Here is a 21,526-nt window from a genome sequence, read left to right as displayed (position 1 = left end):
TGCGGCTCCGTTGCTCAAGCAAGCAGCCACCCGGAGTGCACGAGTGGCGGTGTCGGAGCAGGCAGCACGTCGGCAGCAATCCGGCGTGCGGCCGGTGTCAGTGTTCGCATCGCCGCGTCGGGTGACCATTCCGCGCGCCGTCGCCGAGATGGTGGCTCTGCCCGACAAACGCTGACGTCGCATTGCCGGACCTGACACCATGCGCTTCATCTTTGGGCGAGAGGACGGACAGTGACCCCTCGCCCGACGATATCAGGCCAGATCGAAGCGGTCGGCGTTCATGACCTTGGTCCAGGCGGCGACGAAGTCCCTGAAGAACTTCTCCTTGTTGTCGTCCTGGGCATAGACCTCGGCGTAGGCGCGCAGCACCGAGTTCGAACCGAACACCAGATCGACGCGGGTGGCCGTCCATTTCACGGCGCCACTCCTGCGCTCGACGATCGCATAGCTGTTGCGACCCGTCGGCTTCCAGGTGTAGGCCATGTCGGTGAGATTGACGAAGAAGTCGTTGCTGAGCACGCCGACGCGCTCGGTGAACACGCCGTGCTGGCTGCCGCCGTGGTTGGTGCCGAGCACGCGCAGGCCGCCGAGCAGGACCGTCATCTCGCAGGCGGAGAGCCGCATCAGCTGCGCGCGGTCGAGCAGCAGTTCCTCGGGCTGGACGACGTAGTCCTTCTTCAGCCAGTTGCGGAAACCGTCGGCCAGCGGTTCGAGCACCGCGAAGGACTCGACATCGGTCATTTCCTGCGTCGCGTCGCCGCGACCCGGCGCGAAGGGAACCGTCACTTCGACGCCTGCCGCCTTCGCCGCCTGCTCGACGCCGACATTGCCGGCCAGCACGATCACGTCGGCGACGCTGGCGCCCGCTTCGGCGGCGATCTTCTCCAGCACCGCCAGCACCTTGGCCAGGCGTGCGGGCTCGTTGCCCTCCCAGTCCTTCTGCGGGGCCAGGCGGATGCGTGCGCCGTTGGCGCCGCCACGCTTGTCCGAGCCGCGGAAGGTGCGCGCGCTGTCCCAGGCGGTGGCGACCAGTTCGCTGATCGACAGTCCGCTGGTGGCGATCTTCGCCTTCACCGCGGCAACGTCGTAATCCTTGCGACCGGCCGGCACCGGGTCCTGCCAGATCAGGTCTTCCTGCGGCACGTCCGGACCGATATAGCGCGACTTCGGTCCCATGTCGCGGTGGGTCAGCTTGAACCAGGCGCGCGCGAAGACCTCGGCCAGGTAGTCCGGGTCCTGGTAGAAGCGTTCCGCGATCTTGCGGTACTCGGGGTCCACCTTCAGCGCCATGTCGGCGTCGGTCATGATCGGGTTGTAGCGGATCGACGGATCCTCGACATCGACCGGGCGGTCTTCTTCGCTGATGTTGACCGGCTCGTACTGCCAGGCGCCGGCCGGGCTCTTCCTGAGTTCCCAGTCGTGCTCGAGCAGCATCTTGAAGTAGCCGTTGTCCCAGCGCGTCGGGTGCGTGGTCCAGGCGCCCTCGATGCCGCTGGTCACGGTGTTGCGGCCGATGCCGCGGCTGCTGTGGTTGATCCAGCCGAGGCCCTGCTCTTCGAGATCGGCGCCTTCCGGGGCGGGCCCGAGCTTGGCGGCATCGCCGTTGCCGTGCGCCTTGCCGACGGTGTGACCGCCGGCAGTGAGCGCGACGGTCTCCTCGTCGTTCATCGCCATGCGCGCGAAGGTCACGCGCATGTCACGCGCGGTCTTCAGCGGGTCGGGCTGGCCGTCGACGCCTTCGGGGTTCACGTAGATCAGGCCCATCATCACCGCGGCCAGCGGGTTTTCGAGGTCGCGCTCGCCCGAGTAACGGCTGCCTTCGCCGCCGCTCTTCTGCAGCCATTCCTTCTCCGAGCCCCAGTAGATGTCCTTCTCGGGATGCCAGATATCCTCGCGGCCGAAGGCGAAACCGAAGGTCTTCAGGCCCATCGATTCGTAGGCCATGTTGCCGGCGAGGATCATCAGGTCGGCCCAGCTCAGCTTGTTGCCGTACTTCTTCTTGATCGGCCAGAGCAGGCGGCGCGCCTTGTCGAGGTTGCCGTTGTCGGGCCAGGAATTGAGCGGGGCGAAACGCTGGTTGCCGGTGCCGCCGCCGCCACGGCCGTCCGCGATGCGGTAGGTGCCGGCAGAGTGCCAGGCCATGCGGATCATCAGGCCGCCGTAATGGCCCCAGTCGGCCGGCCACCAGTCCTGGCTGTCGGTCATCAGGGCCTTCAGGTCCTGCTTGAGCGCGTCGACGTCGAGCTTCTTCACCTCTTCGCGGTAGTTGAAGCCGGCACCGAGCGGGTTGGTCTTGCTGTCGTGCTGGTGCAGGATGTCGAGGTTCAGCGCCTTCGGCCACCACGGCATCTGCGCCGTGCTCGCCGAAGTGGCGCCGCCGTGCATCACCGGACAGACGCCGGCAGTGCTCGCATTGTCCATCTTGTACTCCTTGATTGTTAATGACTGAAATGCATCAGGAATCGGCGCTGACGTCGTTCGCGGCACGCAGGAACGACCGGGTGGTGATCGCGGCCGTGGCGACGGCGGGCCATCACGCCAGCACGGCGTCCAGGTCGGCGGCAGCTGCCGCAAAACCTTTCTCGACGCTGTCCGCGCCCATGGCCAGGCCTTCGGCATAAATGCAGCGCACGTCGGTCATGCCGAGGAAGCCGAGCACATGCTTCAGATACGGCACCTGCGAATCGGCGGCGGTGTCGCGGTAGATGCCGCCGCGGGCCAGTGCCAGATAGACCTTCTTGCCCTTGATCAGGCCTTGCGGGCCTTTCTCGGTGTAGACGAAGGTGACGCCGGCGCGGGCAATGCCGTCGATCCAGGACTTCAACTGCGTCGGTACGCCAAAGTTGTACATCGGCACGCCAATCACGATGAAGTCCGCCGACTGCACCTGGGCGATCAGTTGGTCGTCGAGCGCGACGCGGGCCGCCTGGGCGGGCGTGCGCTGATCGGCCGGAGTAAATAAGGCCCCCAGCGCTGCTTCATCGAGGGACGGACGCGGGTGGCGGGACAGGTCGAGCAGATCGACCTCGGCCTCCGGGTGCTGCGCCTGCAGGCGGGCAGTCACGGCATTGGCCAGCCGCGTCGAGTTCGAGCCGACGGAGCGGGCGCTGGCGTTGATTTGCAGGATCTTCACGATCGTTTTTTTCCAGGAATGAATAGGAGGCAGAGTAGGCAGGGGCACGCCCTCGCCGCTGCGCGAGTCAGGGAGTACTCATGTACAGGATGGCCTGCCGGATCTGCTCGCGGGACAACTCGCTGGCGCCGCCTTTGGGCGGCATCGCGCCCAGGCCGTTCACCGCGTTATCGACCGTGGCCGGAAGGCCTTTCGCCAGGCGCTGCCGCCAGGCGACGGCGTCACCGGCCTTGGGCGAACTGACCATGACGTTCTGCGGGGCATGGCAGGCGCTGCAAACCGATTCATAGACGCGGCGTCCCTCCTCGCCCGGCGCTGCGTCGGCGGCCAGCGAGAGGGATGGCAGCAGGGCGAGCAGGGCCGGAAGGCCAAGCAGGGCCAGCGTAGCGAGTCGACGAACAGGACGAACTCGACGGACGGGCGGCACGGGAAGGACGATAGCGGCCAAGCGCGCAGGCATGAGACTTTCTTCGCAAAAGGCGGACGCCCCCGCAGGGGCGCCTGTGTTTCAGTGGGGGACTTACTTGCCTTCCTTCGCCTGGAACATTTCCTGGGCGTAGATGACGCCGAGACCGTAGCCACCCGCGTGCTCGGTGGCGATCTTCATGACCGGCATGTAGGTTTCGCCACGCGCCCAGTCACGCTGCAGTTCGAGCATGTACTGCAACCAGGTGACGGGCTGCGCGCCGGCCTGGATCATGCGCTGCACGGACATGTCATGGGCTTCCTTGCTCACGCCGCCGGAGGCATCGGTGACGATGTACACGTCGTAGCCCTGGTCGATGGCGGAGAGCACGGGTTCAAGCAGGCAGACTTCGGTCCACAGGGCGGCCATGACCACCTTCTTGCGGCCGTGCTTCTTGACTTCATCGACCACGCGCTGGTCTTCCCAGGTATTCATGGTGGTGCGGTCGATCGGCTTCTGCTTCGGGAAGACGGCCTGCAGTTCCGGGAAGATCGGGCCGCTGAAGGACTTTTCCGCCACCGTGGTCAGGATGGTCGGGACCTTGAAGACCGCCGCCGCCTTGGCCAGGCCGGTGACGTTGTTGCGCAGTTCGGCGATGTCGATGGAACGCGTCGCGAACGCCATCTGCGGCTGGTGATCGATCAGGATGAGGGTGTGGTTGGTCGGCGTCAGCAACTTGTCCGACGGCGGTGCGGCGTTAGCCTGGGGCATGATCGAGAGGGCGAGCATGAAGGGCAATGCCGCTTTGATGAGATTCTTGAGGTTCAAGGTAAGACTCCTTCGTCTGGTGGATGAACTCCAGAACGCTGGTCCGGGCCAGGCGTTGTGGTGACGGGACGAAGTATGCGGCGGCGGGCTGGCTTGATGGTTCTGCTGCTTTGACGATACTCTTCAAAAATACTGAACGACGAGGCTTCTCATGCTCACTCCACGCGATGTCCTGACTCCGGCCGCCTTCTCCATGTTGCAGGTGATCGCCGAGACCGGAAGCTTTGCGGCGGCGGCACGCGCCCTCAACATGGTGCCCAGTGCCCTCACCTACCGGGTACGCCAGATCGAGGAGGCGCTCGATGTCCTGCTCTTCGACCGGAGTTCGCGCAAGGCCCGGCCGACCGAGGCCGCGGAGGAACTGCTGCGCGAGGGCAGTTGCTTCCTGGCGGATATCGACGCCATCGCCAACCGGGTGAAGCGGGTGGCGACCGGGTGGGAGCCGGAATTCACGATTGCCGTGGACTGCATCATCGACCGCCCCACGATCACGGAACTCTGCGAGCTGTTTTTCCAGCTGAACCCGCCGACCCGGCTCCGCCTGCGCACGGAAACGCTGACCGGCACCCTGGAAGCGGTGACCTCCGGCGAAGCCGATCTCGCCCTGGGCGTCGTCGTGGAAACGAGTGCGACCACGGGCGTGCAGCGGGAAGTGCTCGGTACCTTGCAGCACGTCTTCGCCATGTCGCCCCGTCATCCGCTGACGCACGCCGCCGAGCCCTTGTCGGACGCGGACTTGCGCAAGCATCGCGCGGTGTCGATTGCCGATTCGGCGCGGCTCGCCGAAGGGATCGCGATGGGGCTGCAGGCCGGCCAGGACGTGCTCACGGTGACCGACATGTCGATGATGCTGTCGGCGCAGATCAAGGGCGTGGGCGCCGGCTTCCTGCCGACCTGCATTGCGCAGCCCTACATCGATCTGGGACAGCTCGTGACCCGGCAAGTCGCGCGCCCGATTCCCGGAATCCAGGTCACCTATGTGTGGCGCAGTAGCGAGCGAGGAAGACAGGGGCGGGCGCTGCAGTGGTGGCTCAATCGCCTGGAGAGCCCGGTCACCCGCGCGGCCCTGCTGGCGCAGACCGCGCCAGGGGGCGAGGGCATCGACGTGGCGCGCGCTGTCCCGTGAGCCGGAGGCGCTCCGGCTCCCGCAAAAACAGGATCTCGGCACCAGGAGCGACGACGAGCGGAGTGGCTAAGCCTGCTGAATGGCAGCTTGGCGCTGACGGCACATGCTACCGGCCGCAGGCAGAGGCTCACGCTCGCTGCGTCGAATGAGCACTCCGGCCGCGTGGCTGACCGGGACCAGCTTTCCGGTGCGAACTTTGACGACGGCAAGGGCAGGTTCCGGAAAAAGGTAAAATCATGTTTTGCGCAGTTCGCCGCGCTGAATGCGGCGGCACGAAGGAGCGAGCATGAACCTGCTGGCATTCGCGGTGATCGGCGTCGGCGCCGCGCTCGGTGCGTGGACGCGCTGGCTGCTCGGCCTCGCGCTGAATCCGCTGCTGCTGGCGTTGCCGCTGGGGACGCTCGCCGCCAACCTGGTCGGCGGCTACCTGATCGGCGTCGCGCTCGGCGTCTTTCATCATGCGGCCGACCTGCCGCCCGAGTTGAAGCTGTTCGTGATCACCGGCTTTCTCGGCGGGCTGACCACCTTCTCGACCTTTTCCGCCGAGGTCGTCGAACGCCTGCTCGCCGGACAGTTGGGCTGGGCGCTGGCGGCGGCCGGCCTGCATGTCGTCGGCTCGCTGACGATGACCTGGCTCGGGCTCGTTTCGGTCGGCGCGCAGCGGATCTGGTCGTAGGCCGCGGTGCAGCCTGCGCCCCCGCTGCGAATGAATCTGGAAAAGGCAGTTGGCTACGAAAGGCACGAAAAGACACGAAAGCATGCATGGGCTGAGGTGGCGCCGGGCATGGCCCGATGGATTTCACCTTGAACGACTGCATCCTCTGTTTTATTTCGTGTCTTTCGTGGCTGAAAAGAAGTTTCAAGGATGAACGTTTTCTTCGATGGGTAGAAGCTTGAGCACTGCACCCCAAGCGCCGCGGCGCGCCGCCGATTTTCCCGACTGCCTCGCTGCCGACCAGGCGCGGCTGCGCCAGCTGGCGCGCGAGTCGCGCCATGCCTTCGGCGAGAAGAAGGCGGCGCTGGTGGCCGAAGCCGAGGCGTTGCTCGCCAGCTCGCGCGCTGCCGTCGCCGCGCGTGTTGCGCGCCTGCCGAAGCCCGATTTTCCGGAAGACCTGCCGGTCAATGGCCGTCGCGACGAGATCGCCGCGCTGATCGCCGCGCATCAGGTGGTGATCGTCTGCGGCGAAACCGGTTCCGGCAAGACGACGCAGTTGCCGAAGATCTGCCTCGCGCTCGGCCGCGGCACGCGCGGGCTGATCGGCCACACGCAGCCGCGGCGGATCGCCGCGCGCGCGGTCGCCAGCCGCCTCGGCCAGGAACTCGCGTGCGAGCCGGGGACGCTGGTCGGCTACAAGATCCGCTTCACCGACCGCACTTCGCCGAACGCCTTCGTCAAGCTGATGACCGACGGCATCCTGCTTGCCGAGACGCAGGGCGACCCGCTGCTCGCCAAATACGACACGCTGATCATCGACGAGGCGCACGAGCGCAGCCTGAACATCGACTTCCTGCTCGGCTACCTGCGCCAGTTGCTTCCGAAGCGCCCCGACCTCAAGGTGGTCATCACCTCGGCGACCATCGACGCCGAGCGTTTTGCACGCCATTTCGCGCTCGCCGGGCGGCCGGCGCCCGTGATCGAGGTGTCCGGGCGGCTCTATCCGGTCGAGCTGCGCTACCGGCCGCTGCATGAACTGCCGCTGCTCGCCGAGGACGAGGAAGCGGGCGATGATGTCGGTGAAGCGACGGGCGAAGAAGCTGCTACCAGCGCTTCTTCCATGGCCCCGACGCCGCGGCCGCCGGCGCGCGACGTGGCTGCGCGGGCGCGGGCCAACGCCGCCCCGGAGCGCGACCTCTACGACGCGATCGTCGACGCCTGCGACGAACTCCTGCGCCACGGTCCCGGCGACATCCTCGTCTTCCTGCCCGGCGAGCGGGAGATCCGCGACGCGGCCGAGGCGCTGCGCAAGCACACCTTCCGCGGCGCCGGCGCGCACGCCGAGATCCTGCCGCTGTTCGCGCGGCTGTCGGCCGAGGAACAGTCGCGCATCTTCCGCCCCCACGGCGGCTTGCGCATCGTGCTCGCGACCAACGTCGCCGAGACCTCGCTCACCGTCCCCGGCATCCGCTACGTCGTCGACAGCGGTCTCGCGCGCGTGAAACGCTACTCGTACCGCAACAAGGTCGAGCAGTTGCGCGTCGAGAAGATCGCGCAGGCGGCCGCCAACCAGCGCGCCGGGCGTTGCGGCCGCGTCGCCGCCGGCGTCTGCATCCGCCTCTACGACGAGGCCGACTTCGCCGCGCGGCCGGCCTTCGGCGACCCGGAAATCCTGCGCTCGTCCTTGGCCGGCGTCATCCTGCGCATGAAGCTCCTGCGTCTCGGCGACATCGAGGACTTCCCGTTCATCGACGCGCCGCCGGGGAAGGCGATCAGCGACGGCTACCAGCTGCTTACCGAACTCGGCGCCGTGAACGACGCGCGCAGCCTCACCGAGATCGGCCGCATCCTCGCCGCCCTGCCGCTCGACCCGCGCATCGCCAGGATGATCGTCGCCGCGCGCGCCGAGGGCTGCCTCGAGGAGATGCTGGTGATCGCCGCCGCGCTCACCGTGCAGGACCCGCGCGACCGTCCGCAGGAGCGCCTGGGCAGCGCCGACGCCGCGCACGCGCGCTTCGCCGACGACAAGTCCGAGTTCCTCTCCTGGCTCAAGCTGTGGCGCTGGTACGAGGGCGAGCTCGCGCACAAGAAGTCGCAGCGCAAGCTGGCGCAGGCCTGCCAGGAGAACTTCCTGTCGCCGCAGCGCATGCGCGAGTGGTTCGACGTGCACGGCCAGTTGCACGCGCTCGCTGCCGAGCACGGCTGGCTGGCGCGTCCGGGCGAGGGCAGGGCTGAAGCGAAGAAGGGCGCGCCGCGCCGGGGCGAGCGCGCGCCTGCCAGTGAAGCACCTGCGGCCTTCGTCTCGTCGCTGCCCGAACGCGCACCGCTCACGCCGGGCGCCGAAGCTGCGCGCTACGCGATGCTGCACCGCGCGCTGCTCTCCGGCCTGCTCGGCAACATCGGCTGTCGTTCCGAAGAGGCTGCGCACTACCTCGGCGCGCGCGGCATCCGCTTCTTCGTCCATCCGGGGTCGCCCCTGCAGAAGAAGGCTGGCAAGTGGATCGCCGCCGCCGAGATCGCCGAAACCAGCCGCCTCTACGCGCGCTGCGTCGCGCGCATCGACCCCGACTGGCTCGAACAGGTCGGCGCGCACCTGATCAAGCGCAGCCATTCCGAGCCGCACTGGGAGAAGAAGGCGATGCAGGCGGTCGCCTACGAGCGCACGACGCTGTACGGGCTGGTGGTGACGCCGCGTCGCCGCGTCGCGCTGGCGCCGCTCGACCCAGCCATGGCGCGCGAGCTGTTCATCCGCGAGGGCCTGGTCGGTGGCGAGGTGAGCGAGGAGTACGCGCGGCGCTGGGGCTTCTATCGCCACAACCGCGCGCTGATCGACGAGATCGAGGCGCTCGAACACAAGTCGCGGCGCCCCGACGTGCTGGTCGACGACGAGCTGATCCACGCCTTCTACGACCGGGTGATCCCGGCCGAGGTATTCGACGCGGTCTCGTTCGAGCAGTGGCGGCGCGAGGCCGAGCGCGAACAGCCGAAACTCCTCCACCTCGAGCGCGACGAGCTGATGCGCCACGAGGCCGCCGGCGTCACCAGCGACGCCTTCCCGCCGCGCCTCTCGTTCGGCAGCGGTGCCGCGGCCTGGTCGCTGCCGCTTTCCTACCAGTTCGAGCCGGGCAGCGCGCGCGACGGCGTCACCCTGTCCTTGCCGCTGGCGCAGCTGAACCGCCTGCCGGCGACGCGCTGCGAGTGGCTGGTGCCGGGACTCCTGCGCGAGAAGGTGCTGCAGCTCGTCAAGACCTTGCCGCAGAGGATCCGCGCGAAGCTGATGCCGCTGCCCGAGTTCGCCGACGCTTTCGTCGCCGCGGTGACGCCGTCGGACGAGCCGCTGCTCGCCGCCTTGATCGCCTACATCCATGAGACACGCGGGCTCAACGCGCGCGGCTGGGCGCTGACCCCCGATTCCTTCCGCGTCGACGCGCTGCCGGCGCACCTGTTCATGAACTTCCGCCTGGTCGAGTCGCTCGACGAGAGCCCGGCCGCGTACAAGGCCTGCGGCGGCCCGCGCGAAGGCCGCCTGCTGGCGATGAGTCGCCACCTCGCCGAACTGCGCGCCGAGTGGGGAAAGGAAGCGCGCGCCGAGTTCGCCGCAGCGGCTGCGGCGAGCCTCGCGCGCCGGGTCGAGGCGCCCGAGCCTGTGGCAGCGCTGCAGAAGAAGAGCAAGTGGTCGGGCAAGGGCGCCGCGCCGGTCAAGGACGAGGCGCCGCCAGCGGCGCCGCTCGCCGGCGCTGCGGCCGCTCCCTCGTATTCCGGGCTCACCTCATGGACCTTCGGCGAACTGCCCGAGATCATGGAAGTCGCCGCCGGCGGGCAGAGCGCGATCGGTTACCCGGCGCTCAAAGACGACGGTGACAGCGTTTCCTTGCGCGTGTTCGACTCGCCCGAGGAAGCGAAGCGCGTGCATCGGCAGGGGCTGCTGCGCCTCTTCATGCTGAACTTCCGCGAGCAGGTGAAGTACCTCGAGAAGAACCTGCCGAACCTCACCCAGATGGGGATGCTCTACCTGTCGCTCGGCTCGGCGGACGAGTTGCGCCGGCAGCTGATCGAGACGAGCTTCGCGCGCGCCTGTCTCGGCGAGCCTTGGCCGAATGACGCCGACGCCTTCGCCGCGCGCTGCGCCGACGCCAGGCAGCGGATCGGGCTGCTCGCGCAGGAGATCTGCCGGCTGGTCGAGCGCATCCTGGTCGACTGGCAGGCGCTGACGAAGAAGCTGCCCGGTTTCCGCACGCACGCGGCGGTGCTCGCCGACATCGAGCGCCAGATCGGCCGGCTGATCGGCAAGCGCTTCGTCGTCGATACGCCGTTCGAGCGCCTGCAGCACTTCCAGCGCTACCTGCAGGCGGCTGCGCTGCGCCTCGACAAGCTGCGCAAGAACGGCGCGGAGGGAATCGCCCGCGACACGCGCGCGCAGGCCGAGGTCGCCGCGCTGTGGGCGCAGTACGAGCGGCGCGCGCAGAACCTCGCGCGCCAAGGCGTGGCCGACGCGCAGCTCGAGCAGTTCCGCTGGCTGATCGAGGAATTGCGCGTGCAGCTCTTCGCGCAGGAACTGCGCACGCCGGCGCCGGTCTCGGTGAAGAGGCTGCAGAAGATGCTGGAGGGAATCTGAACCGGGGAGTCATCCGCGCTCGGGTCATCCTGGAATCAACGTGAAACTGCGAACGGATGAAGCCGCTGCCCGGAAGCTCGTCATCGCGAGCCCGCAGGGTGTGGCGATTCAGTGCGTAGGGCTGAATGGAAGAACGAACTGGATTGCCACGGCGCTTCGCGCCTCGCAATGACGGCAGTGGCTGGCTGCGTTTCATGCTCAGGGGTGACACGACTCGCCATGATCGCTACCGTTAAACTGCGAAGGGATGAAGCCGCTGCCCGGAAGTTCGTCATCGCGAGCCCGCAGGGCGTGGCGATTCAGTGCGTAGGGCTGAATGGAAGAACGAACTGGATTGCCACGGCGCTACGCGCCTCGCAATGACGGCAGCGGCTGGCTGCGTTTCATGCTCAGGAGGGGGCACGACTCGCCATGATCGTTATCGTGAAACTGCGAAGGGATGAAGCCGCTGCCCGGAAGTTCGTCATCGCGAGCCCGCAGGGTGTGGCGATTCAGTGCGTAGGGCTGAATGGAAGAACGAACTGGATTGCCACGGCGCTACGCGCCTCGCAATGACGGCAGCGTTTGGCTGCGTTTCATGCTCCGGGGCGGCGCAACTCGCCATGATCGCTACCGTTAAACTGCGCAGGAATGAAGCCGCTGCCCGGAAGCTCGTCATCGCGAGCCCGCAGGGCGTGGCGATCCAGTGCGTAGGGCTGAATGGAAGAACGAACTGGATTGCCACGGCGCCACGCGCCTCGCAATGACGGCAGTGGCTGGCTGCGTTTCATGCTCAGGGGGGGGCACAGCTCGCGATGACCTTTGGCTACGCAAAACACGAGAGCCACTAAACGAAAGAGGGGGCCGTCGTCCTACGTTCAAGCCTTGGGGGCATGTCCGCCCGGCGTCGACGCGCATGAATAATTTCGTGTTTTTTCGTGAATTTCGTGGCCCGGGGTTTTTCCTGGGGCTTTCGTAAGGAGGACAGGCGTGCCTGGAACAAGAGTCGCGGTCGGTAGGGAGCAGGCCGGGATGCCCGAAGTGCTGCAGGCGCTCGCGCGCAGCCTGCGCACGCTGGCTTGGCCGCGGGTTTGGGTCTACCTGCTGGCGCCGGCGGTCGTCTCGCTGGTCGTCTGGTCGGTGCTGGCGCTGTTCGTCCTCGACCATCTGGTCGCTGCCTTCCTCGAACAGCCACCGCTGACCTGGCTGTCCGGCTGGGGCGCGCTGTGGCTCGCGCACCTGCTCGCCTTCGTCGGTGGCTGGGCGGTGCTGCTGGCGGCGGCGATGCTGAGCTCGATCCTGCTCGCGGCAGTGTTCGTGATGCCGCTCCTGTTGCGCCAGGTGGCGGCGCGCGCCTACCCCGACCTCGCCGCACTCGGGCGCGACAGCACGGTGGCCTCGACCTGGAACAGCGTCGCCGCGGCGCTGCTGTTCGCGCTCGGCTGGCTCTTCTCGCTGCCGCTGTGGCTGGTCCCCGGTGCCGGCATGGTGCTGCCGGTGCTCCTGCTCGCCTGGCTCAACCGGCGCACCTTCGCCTACGATGCGCTGGCGGTGCATGCCAGCGACGACGAGCGCCGGCTGCTGCTCGAACGGCAGCGCGTCCCCCTGCTCGGCCTCGGCGCCATCGTGGCCTTGCTCGCGCACGTGCCGCTGCTCGGCCTGCTGGCGCCGACGCTGGCCGCGCTCGCCTACATCCACTTCTGTCTCGAGGCGCTGCGCAGCTTGCGTGGCGGCGCCGTCGTCAGCGTCATCAAGGAGGAAACACCATGAACTTCGGCGCCTTCATCATCGGCGACGAAATCCTGTCGGGCAAGCGCGCCGACAAGCATTTCGCACGGCTGGCCGAACTGCTCGGCGAGCGCGGCCTGCGCCTGTCCTGGGTCGAGTATCTCGGCGACGAGCGTGCGCGGCTCACCGAAGCCTTCCGCCGCAGCTTCGCTGCCGGCGACGTCGTCTTCAGCTTCGGCGGCATCGGCAACACGCCCGACGACCACACGCGGCAGGCCGCGGCGGCGGCGCTCGGCGTCGATCTGGAACTGCATCCCGACGCCGAGCGCGAGATCCGCGCGCGCTTCGCTGAGGGCAAGATGCCCGGCGAGCCGGGCGCGACCGGTCCTTCGGCGAAGCAACTGCTGCTCGGCACCTTCCCGCGCGGCGTCGACATCATCCCCAACCCGTTCAACCGGATCCCGGGCTTCCGCGTGCGCGATCACCACTTCCTGCCTGGCTTCCCGCAGATGGCACACCCGATGGCCGCCTGGGTGCTCGACACCTTCTATGCGCACTTCTTCAATCGCCAGCCGCCGGTCGACCGCGCGCTGCTGCTGACGGGACCCGGTGCCTACGAGAGCGCGCTGCTCGACCTGATGGAGCGCATCGTCGCCGACTATCCGGCGCTGCGCCTGTTCAGCCTGCCCTCGCTCGACGACAAGGGCCAGCGCCGCCATCTCGAACTCGGCGTCGAGGGTGACGCCGGGCTGGTCGAGCGGGCGCTGGCCGAGATCACCGCCGAAGTGGAAAGGCGTGGCATCCACTGGACGGCGCGCCCCTGAGCGAATGCAAAACGGGCAGGACCGTCGCCGGTCCTGCCCGTTGCGCCTGATCCGCCAGGGATCAGGCTTTTACTGCATGAGCTGTGGCTCAGGCGTTGGCTGCGCCCTTGCGCTTGGCACCAGCCGCCGCTTCCGACGTGGCTGCTGCCGTGGCGCTGACTGCCTGCGTCGTCGCGCTGGTCGCGGCTTGCAGGTTGGCGTCGGCCATCTCGGTCAGCTGACGCGTCATCTGCGTCAGGTTGCCGTAGGCGGCGTTGGCCGTGTCGAGCATCGACTTCATCGTCGCGGTAAACACGTCGCCACCGGCCACGGCCGTGCCGCTCTGTTCGAGGGTCGAGGCGACGGTGCGCGTCAGGTTGCCGTACTGCGCTTCGAGGATCGCGGTCATGTCCTTCTGCAGCTTGGCGGCGAGCGCGTACAGATTGTTCGAGTAGTCGATCATCTTCTGCACGTTCGGCTGCGCCATGGTCGCGTTCATCTTGACCAGATCCTGCGGGTCCTTGATGTTCAGCAGCTGGTGCGCGTTCTGGGTGGTGACGTCGAAGAACTCGCGGGTGGCGGCGAAGTTCAGCGCAGCCAGTTGTTCGACGCTGTTGAAGGCGGCTTGCATCAGCGCGGCCATCATGTCGGCGCCGGCTTTTTGCGTGTGCATCATCTGTTCCATGGGATTCGTGGTCATGTTTGCTCCTTGGGTTCCTCGATTGAAAAAGGCTGTCTGCTGGTCCGCTTCGAGAAAAACCCCGGTCGAAACCGGGGTTTCCTGAGCGGCTGGTGCAGATCTTCGTGCTGATTACTTCTTCTTGGCGGTCGCCGTCGCGGCGGCGGCGGTGGCGCCGACAGCCTTGACCGTTGCGTTGGTCGCGGCAGCGACGTTGGCTTCGGTGAGTTCGGCGACTTGCTTGGCGGCCTTGTTCAGGCTGTCGAAGGCCGAGTTGGCAGCGGCCAGCGCCGACTTGACGGCAGCGACGGCGACGTCGGAGCCGGCCGGGGCGTTCTTGGCGGCTTGGTCGAGCAGGCCGGCGACGGTCTTCTGGAATTCGGCGTATTGCGCTTCGAGCAGCTTGGCCATTTCTTCCTGCGACTGGGCCGAGATTTCGTAGAAGCTGCGCGAGTAGGAAACGGCCTTCTCGACGTTCGGCTGGGCCATCGAAGCCTGCACGGCGACGGCTTCCTGCACGTCCTTGGCGCCGAGCAGCGCCTTGGTGTTGTTCACGCTGTCTTCGAGCAGCGAGCGGGCGGTGTTCAGGTTGAGCGCGGCAACGCGTTCGGCGCTGGCGAGCGCGGTGTTGGCGAGGCTGAGCAGGGCTTCCACGGAAGCCTTGTTGGCGGCGGCGAATTGTTCGGGCGTGTTGAACATGGTGAGTCTCCGGAGGGTCGATGGTGGGTCGCTGGGGGCAGTGCAGACGCTTTGTTCTGAAGCGTTTTGCTGCGCTGCAACATGAATCGAATTATAGGGGCGTCGACTCGGATGTCAAGCGATTTTTGGTGCGCCGCACAAAATATTTTTCGCATCGGCAGCGCGACCTTCCGGGACTGTGCCGGGCGGCGGCCCGACGCCCCGCCGCATGATGACGGCGGGGCAGGGGGGCCTCAGCGGTGTCTGAAGCTTGCCGGCCGCTTTTCGCTGAAGGCGGCCATCCCCTCCTTCTGGTCTTCGAGGGCGAAGCTCGCATGGAAGGTGCGGCGCTCGAACAGCAGCCCTTCCTGCAGGCCGCTTTCGAAGGCGCGGTTGATCGACTCCTTGACCATCATCGCCACCGGCAGCGAGTAGGAGGCGATGCGCGCCGCGGTCGCCAGTGCGTCTTCGAGCAGCTTGTCGGCCGGGACGATGCGCGCGACGAGGCCGGCGCGTTCGGCTTCCTCGGCGCTCATCAGGCGTCCGGTCAGCGCCAGTTCCATTGCCTTCGCCTTGCCGACCGCGCGCGGCAGGCGTTGCGTGCCGCCGGCGCCGGGCAGGGTGCCGAGTTTGATTTCGGGCTGGCCGAACTGGGCATTGTCGGCAGCAAGGATGAAGTCGCACATCATCGCCAGTTCGCAGCCGCCACCGAGCGCGTAGCCGGCGACTGCCGCGATCACCGGCTTGCGGCAGGTCTTCACCCGTTCCCAGTTGCGCGTGATGTAGTCGCCGAGATAGGCGTCCATGTACGAGAAGTCCTTCATCGCCGTGATGTCGGCGCCGGCGGCGAAGGCTTTCGCCGAGCCGGTGATGACGATCGCGCCGATCCCGTCGTCGGCCTCGAACTCGTCGAGCGCGACGACCATCTCGTCGATCAGCGCGTCGCACAGGGCATTCAGTTGCTGCGGGCGGTTGAGGGTGATCAGTCCGACGCGATCGCGGCGTTCGACGATGATGTACTGGTGGCTCATATTCCTACTCCTCGCTGCGTTTCAGGGTTGGGGCCGGCTTCAGGGGAAGCGCTTCGCCGGCAGGGGAGGGCACTGCCTGGTCGCCCTGCGCTTTCGGCTGCAGGATGGCGCGTACGCGCCCGGCAGGAACCCCGGGGGCCCGCGGCGACTTGCTCGCGCTGGCCGGACTGGCGGTGACCAGATATTTTTCACTCAGCGAGTCATAGACGATGTGGTCGCCACGGACTTCGTCCTGCCCGCTCCTGACCCAGGCGCGGGTGAAGAACTCGGTTTTCTCGCTGCGCGCGTCGTGATCGATGCGCTCGCCTTCGCCTTCGACCCAGGTGTCCTGGCCTTCACGCTTCTGGCGGAACCTGGCCAGGCCCTTGGGGCCGCCGGTGGCACTGCCGCGCTGGAAGCCGTCGGCGTCCTGGGTGACGGTGATGCGGTCGGCGCGAATCTGCAGCGTCCCCTGCGTGAGGACGACTGCGCCGTCGTAGACCTGCACCTTCTTGATGTCGTCGACGCTGATGCGGTCGGCTTCGAGGATGATCGGCTTGCTGCGGTCGGCGCGTTCGGCCAGCGCCGGGCTCGCGCTGCCGGTCAGGGCGATGCCGAGCAGCGTAGCGAGCGCAAGCCGGTGCGCGGGGGAAGGAAGCCGGCGCGAGCTCTGCGACGAAAGGGGATTCAGGCTGGGCATGGTGGGTCAGGGTTTCTTTGCGTGCGGGCTCTCGAACTGGCCGGTGGCCCGCGCGTCGAGCGTGTAGGTCAAGGTCGTGTTGTCGATGTGCATGCCGACGCCGCTGAGCCAAGAATCGCCTTCGGTGATGCGCACCGGGCTTTGCGTGAAGGCCTTCTCGGCCTCGGGTAGCACTGTCAGTTGCGGCATCGTCGCCAGCATCGCCTGCCGCGAACCCGTCGCCGAGCGCTGCACGCGGACGTTGTCGTGGAGGTCGACGCGTTCACCGTCCTCGCTCAGGTGCGCGCGGTCGGCAGACATCGTCGTCGTCGGCCGACCGGTGCCGACATGGGCGAGGCTGGGAGCGACGATGTCGGTCGTGTCGTCGTCCGGATAGTGACGGATTTCCTTGCTGGTCAGCGTGTATTGCAGGCGCCCCTGCGCGTCGAGCTTGCGCAGTTGCGAATTCTCGATGATGTAGTCGGGGTCGTGGCGCGCCTTGCTGTCGTGGCTGATCTCGGGCAGTTCCACCGCAGCGCGCAGCCACCAGGTGCCGGCGGCGAGCGCCAGCAGGAAGCTCAGCGGGATCAGCGCGTTGGAGAAGCGGGCGCCGGCCAGACGGTTCATCGACAGGGGTCCGCCGGTAGCCAGGGGGCGAGCGCGGCGTCGAGCAATCCCTGCGCGTCGAGGATGAAGTCGCATACCTCGCGCACGGCACCGCGACCGCCTTCACGTGCGGTCACCAGCGCGGCATGGCGTTGTGCGAGCGGGTGCGCGTCGGCAGGCGCCGCCGAAAAACCACAGGCAGCCATCACCTTGAGGTCGACCACGTCGTCGCCCATGTAGCCGGCCTGCCCGGCGTCGATGCCGAGTTCGGCGAGCAGCGCGTGCAAGGCGCCGGCCTTGTCCTCGACGCCCTGGAAGACGTGCTCGATGGCGAGGTTGCGGGCCCGGTGTTCGACGCAGCGCGACTTGCGGCCGGTGATGATGGCGACGGCGATCCCGGCTTCCTGCAGGCGCTTGATGCCGAAACCGTCGAGCGTACTGAAGCCTTTCAGCTCGATCCCTTCATCCGTGTAGAAGATGGTCCCGTCGGTCATCACGCCGTCGATGTCGAATGCCATCAGGCGCAGCCGCCGGGCACGCAGGGTGGCGTCGTTGCGAGTCGTCATCAGATCACCTTGGCCTGGAAGAGGTCGTGCATGTTCAGCGCTCCGATCAGCGCACCGGATGCGTCGACCACCGGCAGCTGGTTGATCTTGAATTGCTCCATCATCTCGACGGCTTCGACGGCGAGACGGTCGGGACCGATCGTCCGCGGTCGCGGACTCATCACTTCGCCGATGCGCAGGCCGCGCAGGTCCACGTCCTGGGCGAAGGCACGGCGCAGGTCGCCGTCGGTGAAGATGCCGAGCACCTCGCGCTCGGGCGAGACGACGGTGGTCATGCCGATGCCGCCGCGCGAGATCTCGAGGATCGCTTCGGCGACGCTGGCTTCCGGCGCCACGCAGGGGACACGCTCGCCGGCGCGCATCACGTCGCGTACGTGGGTGAGCAGGCGGCGGCCGAGCGCGCCGCCCGGATGCGAGCGCGCGAAGTCCCGCGCCGAGAAACCACGCGCGTCGAGCAGGGCGACAGCCAGCGCGTCGCCGAGCGCCAATGCCGCGGTGGTGCTCGCGGTCGGTGCCAGGTTGAGCGGGCAAGCTTCCTGAGCGACGCCGGCGTCGAGGTGCACGTCGGCTTCGCGCGCCAGAGAGGAAAAAGGATTGCCGGTGATGGCGATCAGCTTGGCGCCCTCGCGCTTGACGATCGGGACGATGGTCAGGAGTTCGCCGGCCTCGCCCGAGTTGGAGAGTGCGATCAGCGCGTCGTCGCGGGTGATCATGCCGAGGTCGCCATGGATGGCTTCGGCCGGGTGCACGAAGTAGGCGGGCGTTCCGGTCGACGCCAGCGTCGAGGCGATCTTGCGGCCGATGTGGCCGGACTTGCCGATGCCGCTGACGATGACGCGTCCGCGCCGGGCGAGGATGAGCTCGACGGCCGCGGCGAAGGAGGCATCGATGCGCTCGGCAAGCGCGGCGACGGCGTCGGCTTCGATGCGCAGCACCTGTTTTGCCAGCGTCAGTGACGGCGATGATGACTGTGTTTGGTCCATCGGGAGTGAGCGGTTATTATTGCGACGAGTATAGCAGAAGCGAATTCCGCTCCTGCGCCGACCTCCGCGCACGGGTCGGTTTCACCCGGCCGCTTCCGGCCCCCCGACTCGATTCCATGGAAATCCTGCCAATCGTTCTGTTGCTCCTCGGCGCCTCGGTGGCGGCGGTGATCATATTTCGCCGTCTCAACCTGCCGCCGGTGCTGGGCTACCTGCTGGTCGGTGCGCTGATCGGTCCGCACGCGTTCAACCTGATCAACAAGGTATCGGCAGCACAGCATCTCGCCGAGTTCGGCGTCGTTTTTCTGATGTTCTCGATCGGGCTCGAATTCTCCTTGCCCAAGCTGTACGCGATGAAGCGCATCGTGTTCGGGCTCGGGGCGCTGCAGGTGCTGCTGACGGTGGCGCTGACCTGTGCCATCGTCATGGTCTTCGGGCTGGGCTGGCAGGCCGGCGTCGCGCTCGGCGGCGCGCTGGCGATGAGTTCGACCGCGGTGCTGACCAAGCTCCTCACCGACCGCCTCGAACTCGATTCGGCGCACGGACGCGAGGTGATGGGCGTGCTGCTCTTCCAGGACATTGCGGTGGTGCCGCTCCTGATCCTGATCCCTTCGTTCTCGCGGCCGCCCGAGGAAATGGCGGTGATGGTGGGCATCGCACTGCTCAAGGCGGTGGTCGTGCTGACCGTGGTGCTTTTCCTCGGCCAGCGCCTGATGCGCGACTGGTTCCTCATCGTCGCACGCGGCAAGTCGGCCGAACTGTTCATGCTGAACGTTCTCCTGATCACGCTGGGCCTCGCGCAGTTGACCGAACTGGCCGGACTGTCGATGGCGCTCGGTGCCTTCGTCGCCGGCATGCTGATCTCGGAAACCGAGTACCGCCACCGCGTCGAGGAGGACATCAAGCCCTTCCGCGACGTGCTGATGGGGCTCTTCTTCGTCACCATCGGCATGTTGCTCGACGTCTCGCTGGTCATCAGCAACCTGCCGCTGGTGCTCGCCGTGCTCGGCGCGCTGCTCCTGCTCAAGTTCGCGCTGGTCGCCGGGCTGTCGCGACTGTTCGGTGCGTCGACGGCGACGGCGCTGCGCTCGGGGCTGTGGCTGTGCGCCGGCGGCGAATTCGGTTTCGTCCTCCTGGCCGACATCAAGAGCCTGCACCTGGCGCCGTCGCTGGCCCTGCAGGCCGTGCTGGCGGCGCTGGTGCTGTCGATGCTGCTGGCGCCGCTGATCGTCCAGTACAGCGATCGCCTGGTCATGCGCTTTGCCGCCAGCGAATGGATGCTGCGCTCGATGGCGCTGACCAGCATCGCCGCGCAGACGATGAGCGCCGAGAAGCATGCGGTGATCTGCGGTTACGGCCGCAACGGACAGTACCTCGCGCGCTTCCTCGCGCAGGAGGGGATCAGCTACGTCGCGCTCGACCTCGACCCGGAGCGCGTGCGCGAGGCTGCTGCTGCCGGCGAGAACGTCGTCTACGGCGATTCGACCCGGCGCGAGACGCTGGTCGCCGCGGGGGTGGCGCGCGCCAGCGTGATGATTGTCTCGTTTGCCGAGACCCATGCCGCCGAGAAGGTGCTGGCGCACGTGCAGGAACTGCATCCGGGCCTGCCGGTGGTCGTGCGCACCTACGACGAGAAGGACTTCGAGCGACTGCAGTCGGCGGGCGCCGCCGAGGTCGTTCCCGAGGCGCTGGAAGCGAGCATGACGCTCGCCTCGCACGCGCTGATCCACGCGGGGGTGCCGATCAACCGTGTCCTGAAGGGGGTCCGGCGCACCCGCCTCGGACGTTATCGCAGCCTGCGCGGCTTCTTCCCCGGCGGCAGCGAACGCGCCGACGACGTTCAGGAAGCCGAGCAGCCGCGCATGCGCTCGCTGCTCCTCGCCGCTGGTGCCTGGGCGATCGGGCGCACGCTCGCCGATACGGGGATCACGGCGCAGGGGGTGGAAGTCACCGCGGTGCGGCGGCGCAACATCCGCGCGCTCGAACCGAGCGCAGAGACCCGCCTGCAGGTCGACGACGTCGTCGTCCTGCTCGGGCCGCCAGCGGCGCTGGCGGCTGCCGAGGCGAAGCTGCTCCAGGGCTGAGCGCACAGGCGGCGCCACGGCATTCCGGCGGGCTCCCGTGGCGCCGGCACACCCGTGGCTCAGCTTGCCATGCACACCGTGTAGGGTTGCTCGTCGATCACATCGTTCGTCGCCACTGCCGCCTGGCCGCGCGCGTGCTCCGGGTTGACGACGCGCAGCGAGCCGCTGTTGGTGACGCCGTCGTCGAGGGTGAGGTCGAGCTGCTTGGCGAGTTCGCCGGGAATGTTGGCCGAGCAGACGATGTAGGCGCCGTTCAGTGCGGGGGCAACCCCGTTGGCGCTTTCCCCGATCAGTCCTGCGCTCCCGGCCTCGATGCCGATTCTGCCGTTTTCGGCGTTGGTTGGCAGGTAGGCGGGATCGCCCGTCGCGGTGGCTCCCGAAGCGAGGCCGGCCAGCCGGATGTGCTGCCAGAAGAGATAGGACTCGTCGGTGCGGGTGGTCGAATTCCAGTTGCCGTTGATGATGCCGTTGCCGAGCGTGCTTGCCGGCGTCGCCCTCTCCGCGTTGCGCATGTGCTGATTTACGCGGTCGTCGTCGCCCGGAATGGCCTTGAATTTGTCCTGGTAGGCATAGATGCTGACCGGGATGCTGCGGAAGTCGTTGGCAAGGTTCTTCACCTTGGCGTTGCCGATCAGTTCCTGTCCCTTGAGCACGCCACCGAGAAGCAGTCCGATGATGATCAGCACGATGGCGATCTCGACCAGGGTAAAGCCCGACTGTTTTTTCCACATGATCTCTTCTCCCACTGATGAGGATTGGCGATGAAGCTGTCCGCCGGTACGAGCGGACAGGCTGGAGCGGACCGGGCGCAACGGCGTGCATGCCGCTGCGCCCGGGCTGCCGATTATATGATTAGTGCATAAATTGGCGCTGTCAAATCGCCGCTTGAGGCTTGCGCGGGCGGGGAGGCTGTAGCCGTCAGGCGAGTTGGCCTGGTGCGGCGAGATACCCGGAATGAATGCTCGCCT

Annotated in this window: 18 protein-coding genes; 6 read left to right on the top strand and 12 right to left on the bottom strand. The window is 67.3% G+C overall.

Annotated elements, in window-relative coordinates; genetic code table 11:
* Positions 1-252: 252 nt before the first annotated feature.
* The 4 genes from katG to CCR84_RS04160 form a co-directional block, all read right to left on the bottom strand.
* The gene (gene katG / locus CCR84_RS04175) at positions 253-2,421 is read right to left on the bottom strand and encodes a catalase/peroxidase HPI (protein WP_201209951.1); all 2,169 of its coding nucleotides are present in this window, start codon (positions 2,419-2,421) and stop codon (positions 253-255) included.
* A gap of 112 nt (positions 2,422-2,533) precedes the next feature.
* Entirely contained in the window at positions 2,534-3,133 is a 600-nt protein-coding gene (locus CCR84_RS04170) for an NAD(P)H-dependent oxidoreductase (RefSeq protein WP_201209950.1), read from the bottom strand.
* A 67-nt stretch (positions 3,134-3,200) separates the two neighbouring features.
* Positions 3,201-3,593, bottom strand: a complete 393-nt coding sequence (locus CCR84_RS04165) for a c-type cytochrome (protein ID WP_201209949.1) — start codon at positions 3,591-3,593, stop codon at positions 3,201-3,203.
* A 60-nt stretch (positions 3,594-3,653) separates the two neighbouring features.
* Positions 3,654-4,367, bottom strand: a complete 714-nt coding sequence (locus CCR84_RS04160) for a hydrolase (RefSeq protein ID WP_242508529.1) — start codon at positions 4,365-4,367, stop codon at positions 3,654-3,656.
* Positions 4,368-4,518: 151 nt separating this feature from the next.
* On the opposite strand from CCR84_RS04160, the gene CCR84_RS04155 reads away from it, so the two are divergent.
* The 5 genes from CCR84_RS04155 (at position 4,519) to CCR84_RS04135 (ending at position 13,294) form a co-directional block, all read left to right on the top strand.
* Positions 4,519-5,493: a LysR family transcriptional regulator gene (locus CCR84_RS04155; protein WP_201209948.1), complete on the top strand. Its 975-nt coding sequence runs from the start codon at positions 4,519-4,521 to the stop codon at positions 5,491-5,493.
* 286 nt (positions 5,494-5,779) lie between these two features.
* Positions 5,780-6,169 (top strand): fluoride efflux transporter CrcB, encoded by a 390-nt coding sequence (gene crcB, locus CCR84_RS04150; protein WP_201209946.1) that lies wholly within the window; start codon positions 5,780-5,782, stop codon positions 6,167-6,169.
* Between the two features lie 217 nt (positions 6,170-6,386).
* Positions 6,387-10,763 carry a DUF3418 domain-containing protein gene (locus CCR84_RS04145; RefSeq protein WP_242508528.1) on the top strand — a complete coding sequence of 1,459 codons (4,377 nt, stop codon included), beginning with the start codon at positions 6,387-6,389 and terminating at the stop codon, positions 10,761-10,763.
* A gap of 969 nt (positions 10,764-11,732) precedes the next feature.
* Positions 11,733-12,512, top strand: a complete 780-nt coding sequence (locus tag CCR84_RS04140; protein WP_338052562.1) for an EI24 domain-containing protein — start codon at positions 11,733-11,735, stop codon at positions 12,510-12,512.
* Positions 12,509-13,294 carry a competence/damage-inducible protein A gene (locus CCR84_RS04135; protein WP_201209942.1) on the top strand — a complete coding sequence of 262 codons (786 nt, stop codon included), beginning with the start codon at positions 12,509-12,511 and terminating at the stop codon, positions 13,292-13,294. Before CCR84_RS04140 ends, CCR84_RS04135 begins: the two co-directional genes overlap by 4 nt.
* A gap of 88 nt (positions 13,295-13,382) precedes the next feature.
* On the opposite strand, the gene CCR84_RS04130 is transcribed toward CCR84_RS04135, so the two are convergent.
* The 7 genes from CCR84_RS04130 to CCR84_RS04100 all read right to left on the bottom strand — a co-directional run bounded on the left by CCR84_RS04130 (position 13,383) and on the right by CCR84_RS04100 (position 18,474).
* The gene (locus tag CCR84_RS04130; protein ID WP_201209939.1) at positions 13,383-13,973 is read right to left on the bottom strand and encodes a phasin family protein; all 591 of its coding nucleotides are present in this window, start codon (positions 13,971-13,973) and stop codon (positions 13,383-13,385) included.
* A 111-nt stretch (positions 13,974-14,084) separates the two neighbouring features.
* Positions 14,085-14,651 carry a phasin family protein gene (locus tag CCR84_RS04125; RefSeq protein ID WP_201209937.1) on the bottom strand — a complete coding sequence of 189 codons (567 nt, stop codon included), beginning with the start codon at positions 14,649-14,651 and terminating at the stop codon, positions 14,085-14,087.
* A 233-nt stretch (positions 14,652-14,884) separates the two neighbouring features.
* The gene (locus CCR84_RS04120) at positions 14,885-15,661 is read right to left on the bottom strand and encodes an enoyl-CoA hydratase (protein ID WP_201209935.1); all 777 of its coding nucleotides are present in this window, start codon (positions 15,659-15,661) and stop codon (positions 14,885-14,887) included.
* Positions 15,662-15,665: 4 nt separating this feature from the next.
* A complete protein-coding gene (gene lptA / locus CCR84_RS04115) occupies positions 15,666-16,340 on the bottom strand; it encodes a lipopolysaccharide transport periplasmic protein LptA (RefSeq protein ID WP_201209933.1) in 675 nt (224 codons plus the stop codon).
* Positions 16,341-16,346: 6 nt separating this feature from the next.
* Complete coding sequence (lptC, locus tag CCR84_RS04110) at positions 16,347-16,946, bottom strand: LPS export ABC transporter periplasmic protein LptC (RefSeq protein WP_201209931.1); 600 nt, start codon at positions 16,944-16,946, stop codon at positions 16,347-16,349.
* The gene (locus tag CCR84_RS04105; protein ID WP_201209929.1) at positions 16,943-17,491 is read right to left on the bottom strand and encodes a KdsC family phosphatase; all 549 of its coding nucleotides are present in this window, start codon (positions 17,489-17,491) and stop codon (positions 16,943-16,945) included. The genes lptC and CCR84_RS04105 overlap by 4 nt, the downstream gene beginning before the upstream one ends.
* On the bottom strand, positions 17,491-18,474 hold the full coding sequence (locus CCR84_RS04100; RefSeq protein WP_201209927.1) for a KpsF/GutQ family sugar-phosphate isomerase: 984 nt from the start codon (positions 18,472-18,474) through the stop codon (positions 17,491-17,493). The genes CCR84_RS04105 and CCR84_RS04100 overlap by 1 nt, the downstream gene beginning before the upstream one ends.
* A gap of 116 nt (positions 18,475-18,590) precedes the next feature.
* On the opposite strand from CCR84_RS04100, the gene CCR84_RS04095 reads away from it, so the two are divergent.
* Entirely contained in the window at positions 18,591-20,558 is a 1,968-nt protein-coding gene (locus tag CCR84_RS04095) for a monovalent cation:proton antiporter family protein (protein WP_201209926.1), read from the top strand.
* A gap of 59 nt (positions 20,559-20,617) precedes the next feature.
* Here CCR84_RS04095 and CCR84_RS04090 read toward each other — a convergent pair whose 3' ends face one another.
* The gene (locus CCR84_RS04090) at positions 20,618-21,289 is read right to left on the bottom strand and encodes a prepilin-type N-terminal cleavage/methylation domain-containing protein (RefSeq protein ID WP_201209925.1); all 672 of its coding nucleotides are present in this window, start codon (positions 21,287-21,289) and stop codon (positions 20,618-20,620) included.
* Positions 21,290-21,526 lie beyond the last annotated feature (237 nt).

The organism is Rhodocyclus purpureus (assembly GCF_016653115.1).
Taxonomy (GTDB): domain Bacteria; phylum Pseudomonadota; class Gammaproteobacteria; order Burkholderiales; family Rhodocyclaceae; genus Rhodocyclus; species Rhodocyclus purpureus.
The sequence above is the reverse complement of the archived record's forward strand: the minus strand, read 5'-3'. Positions and strand labels throughout refer to the sequence as shown.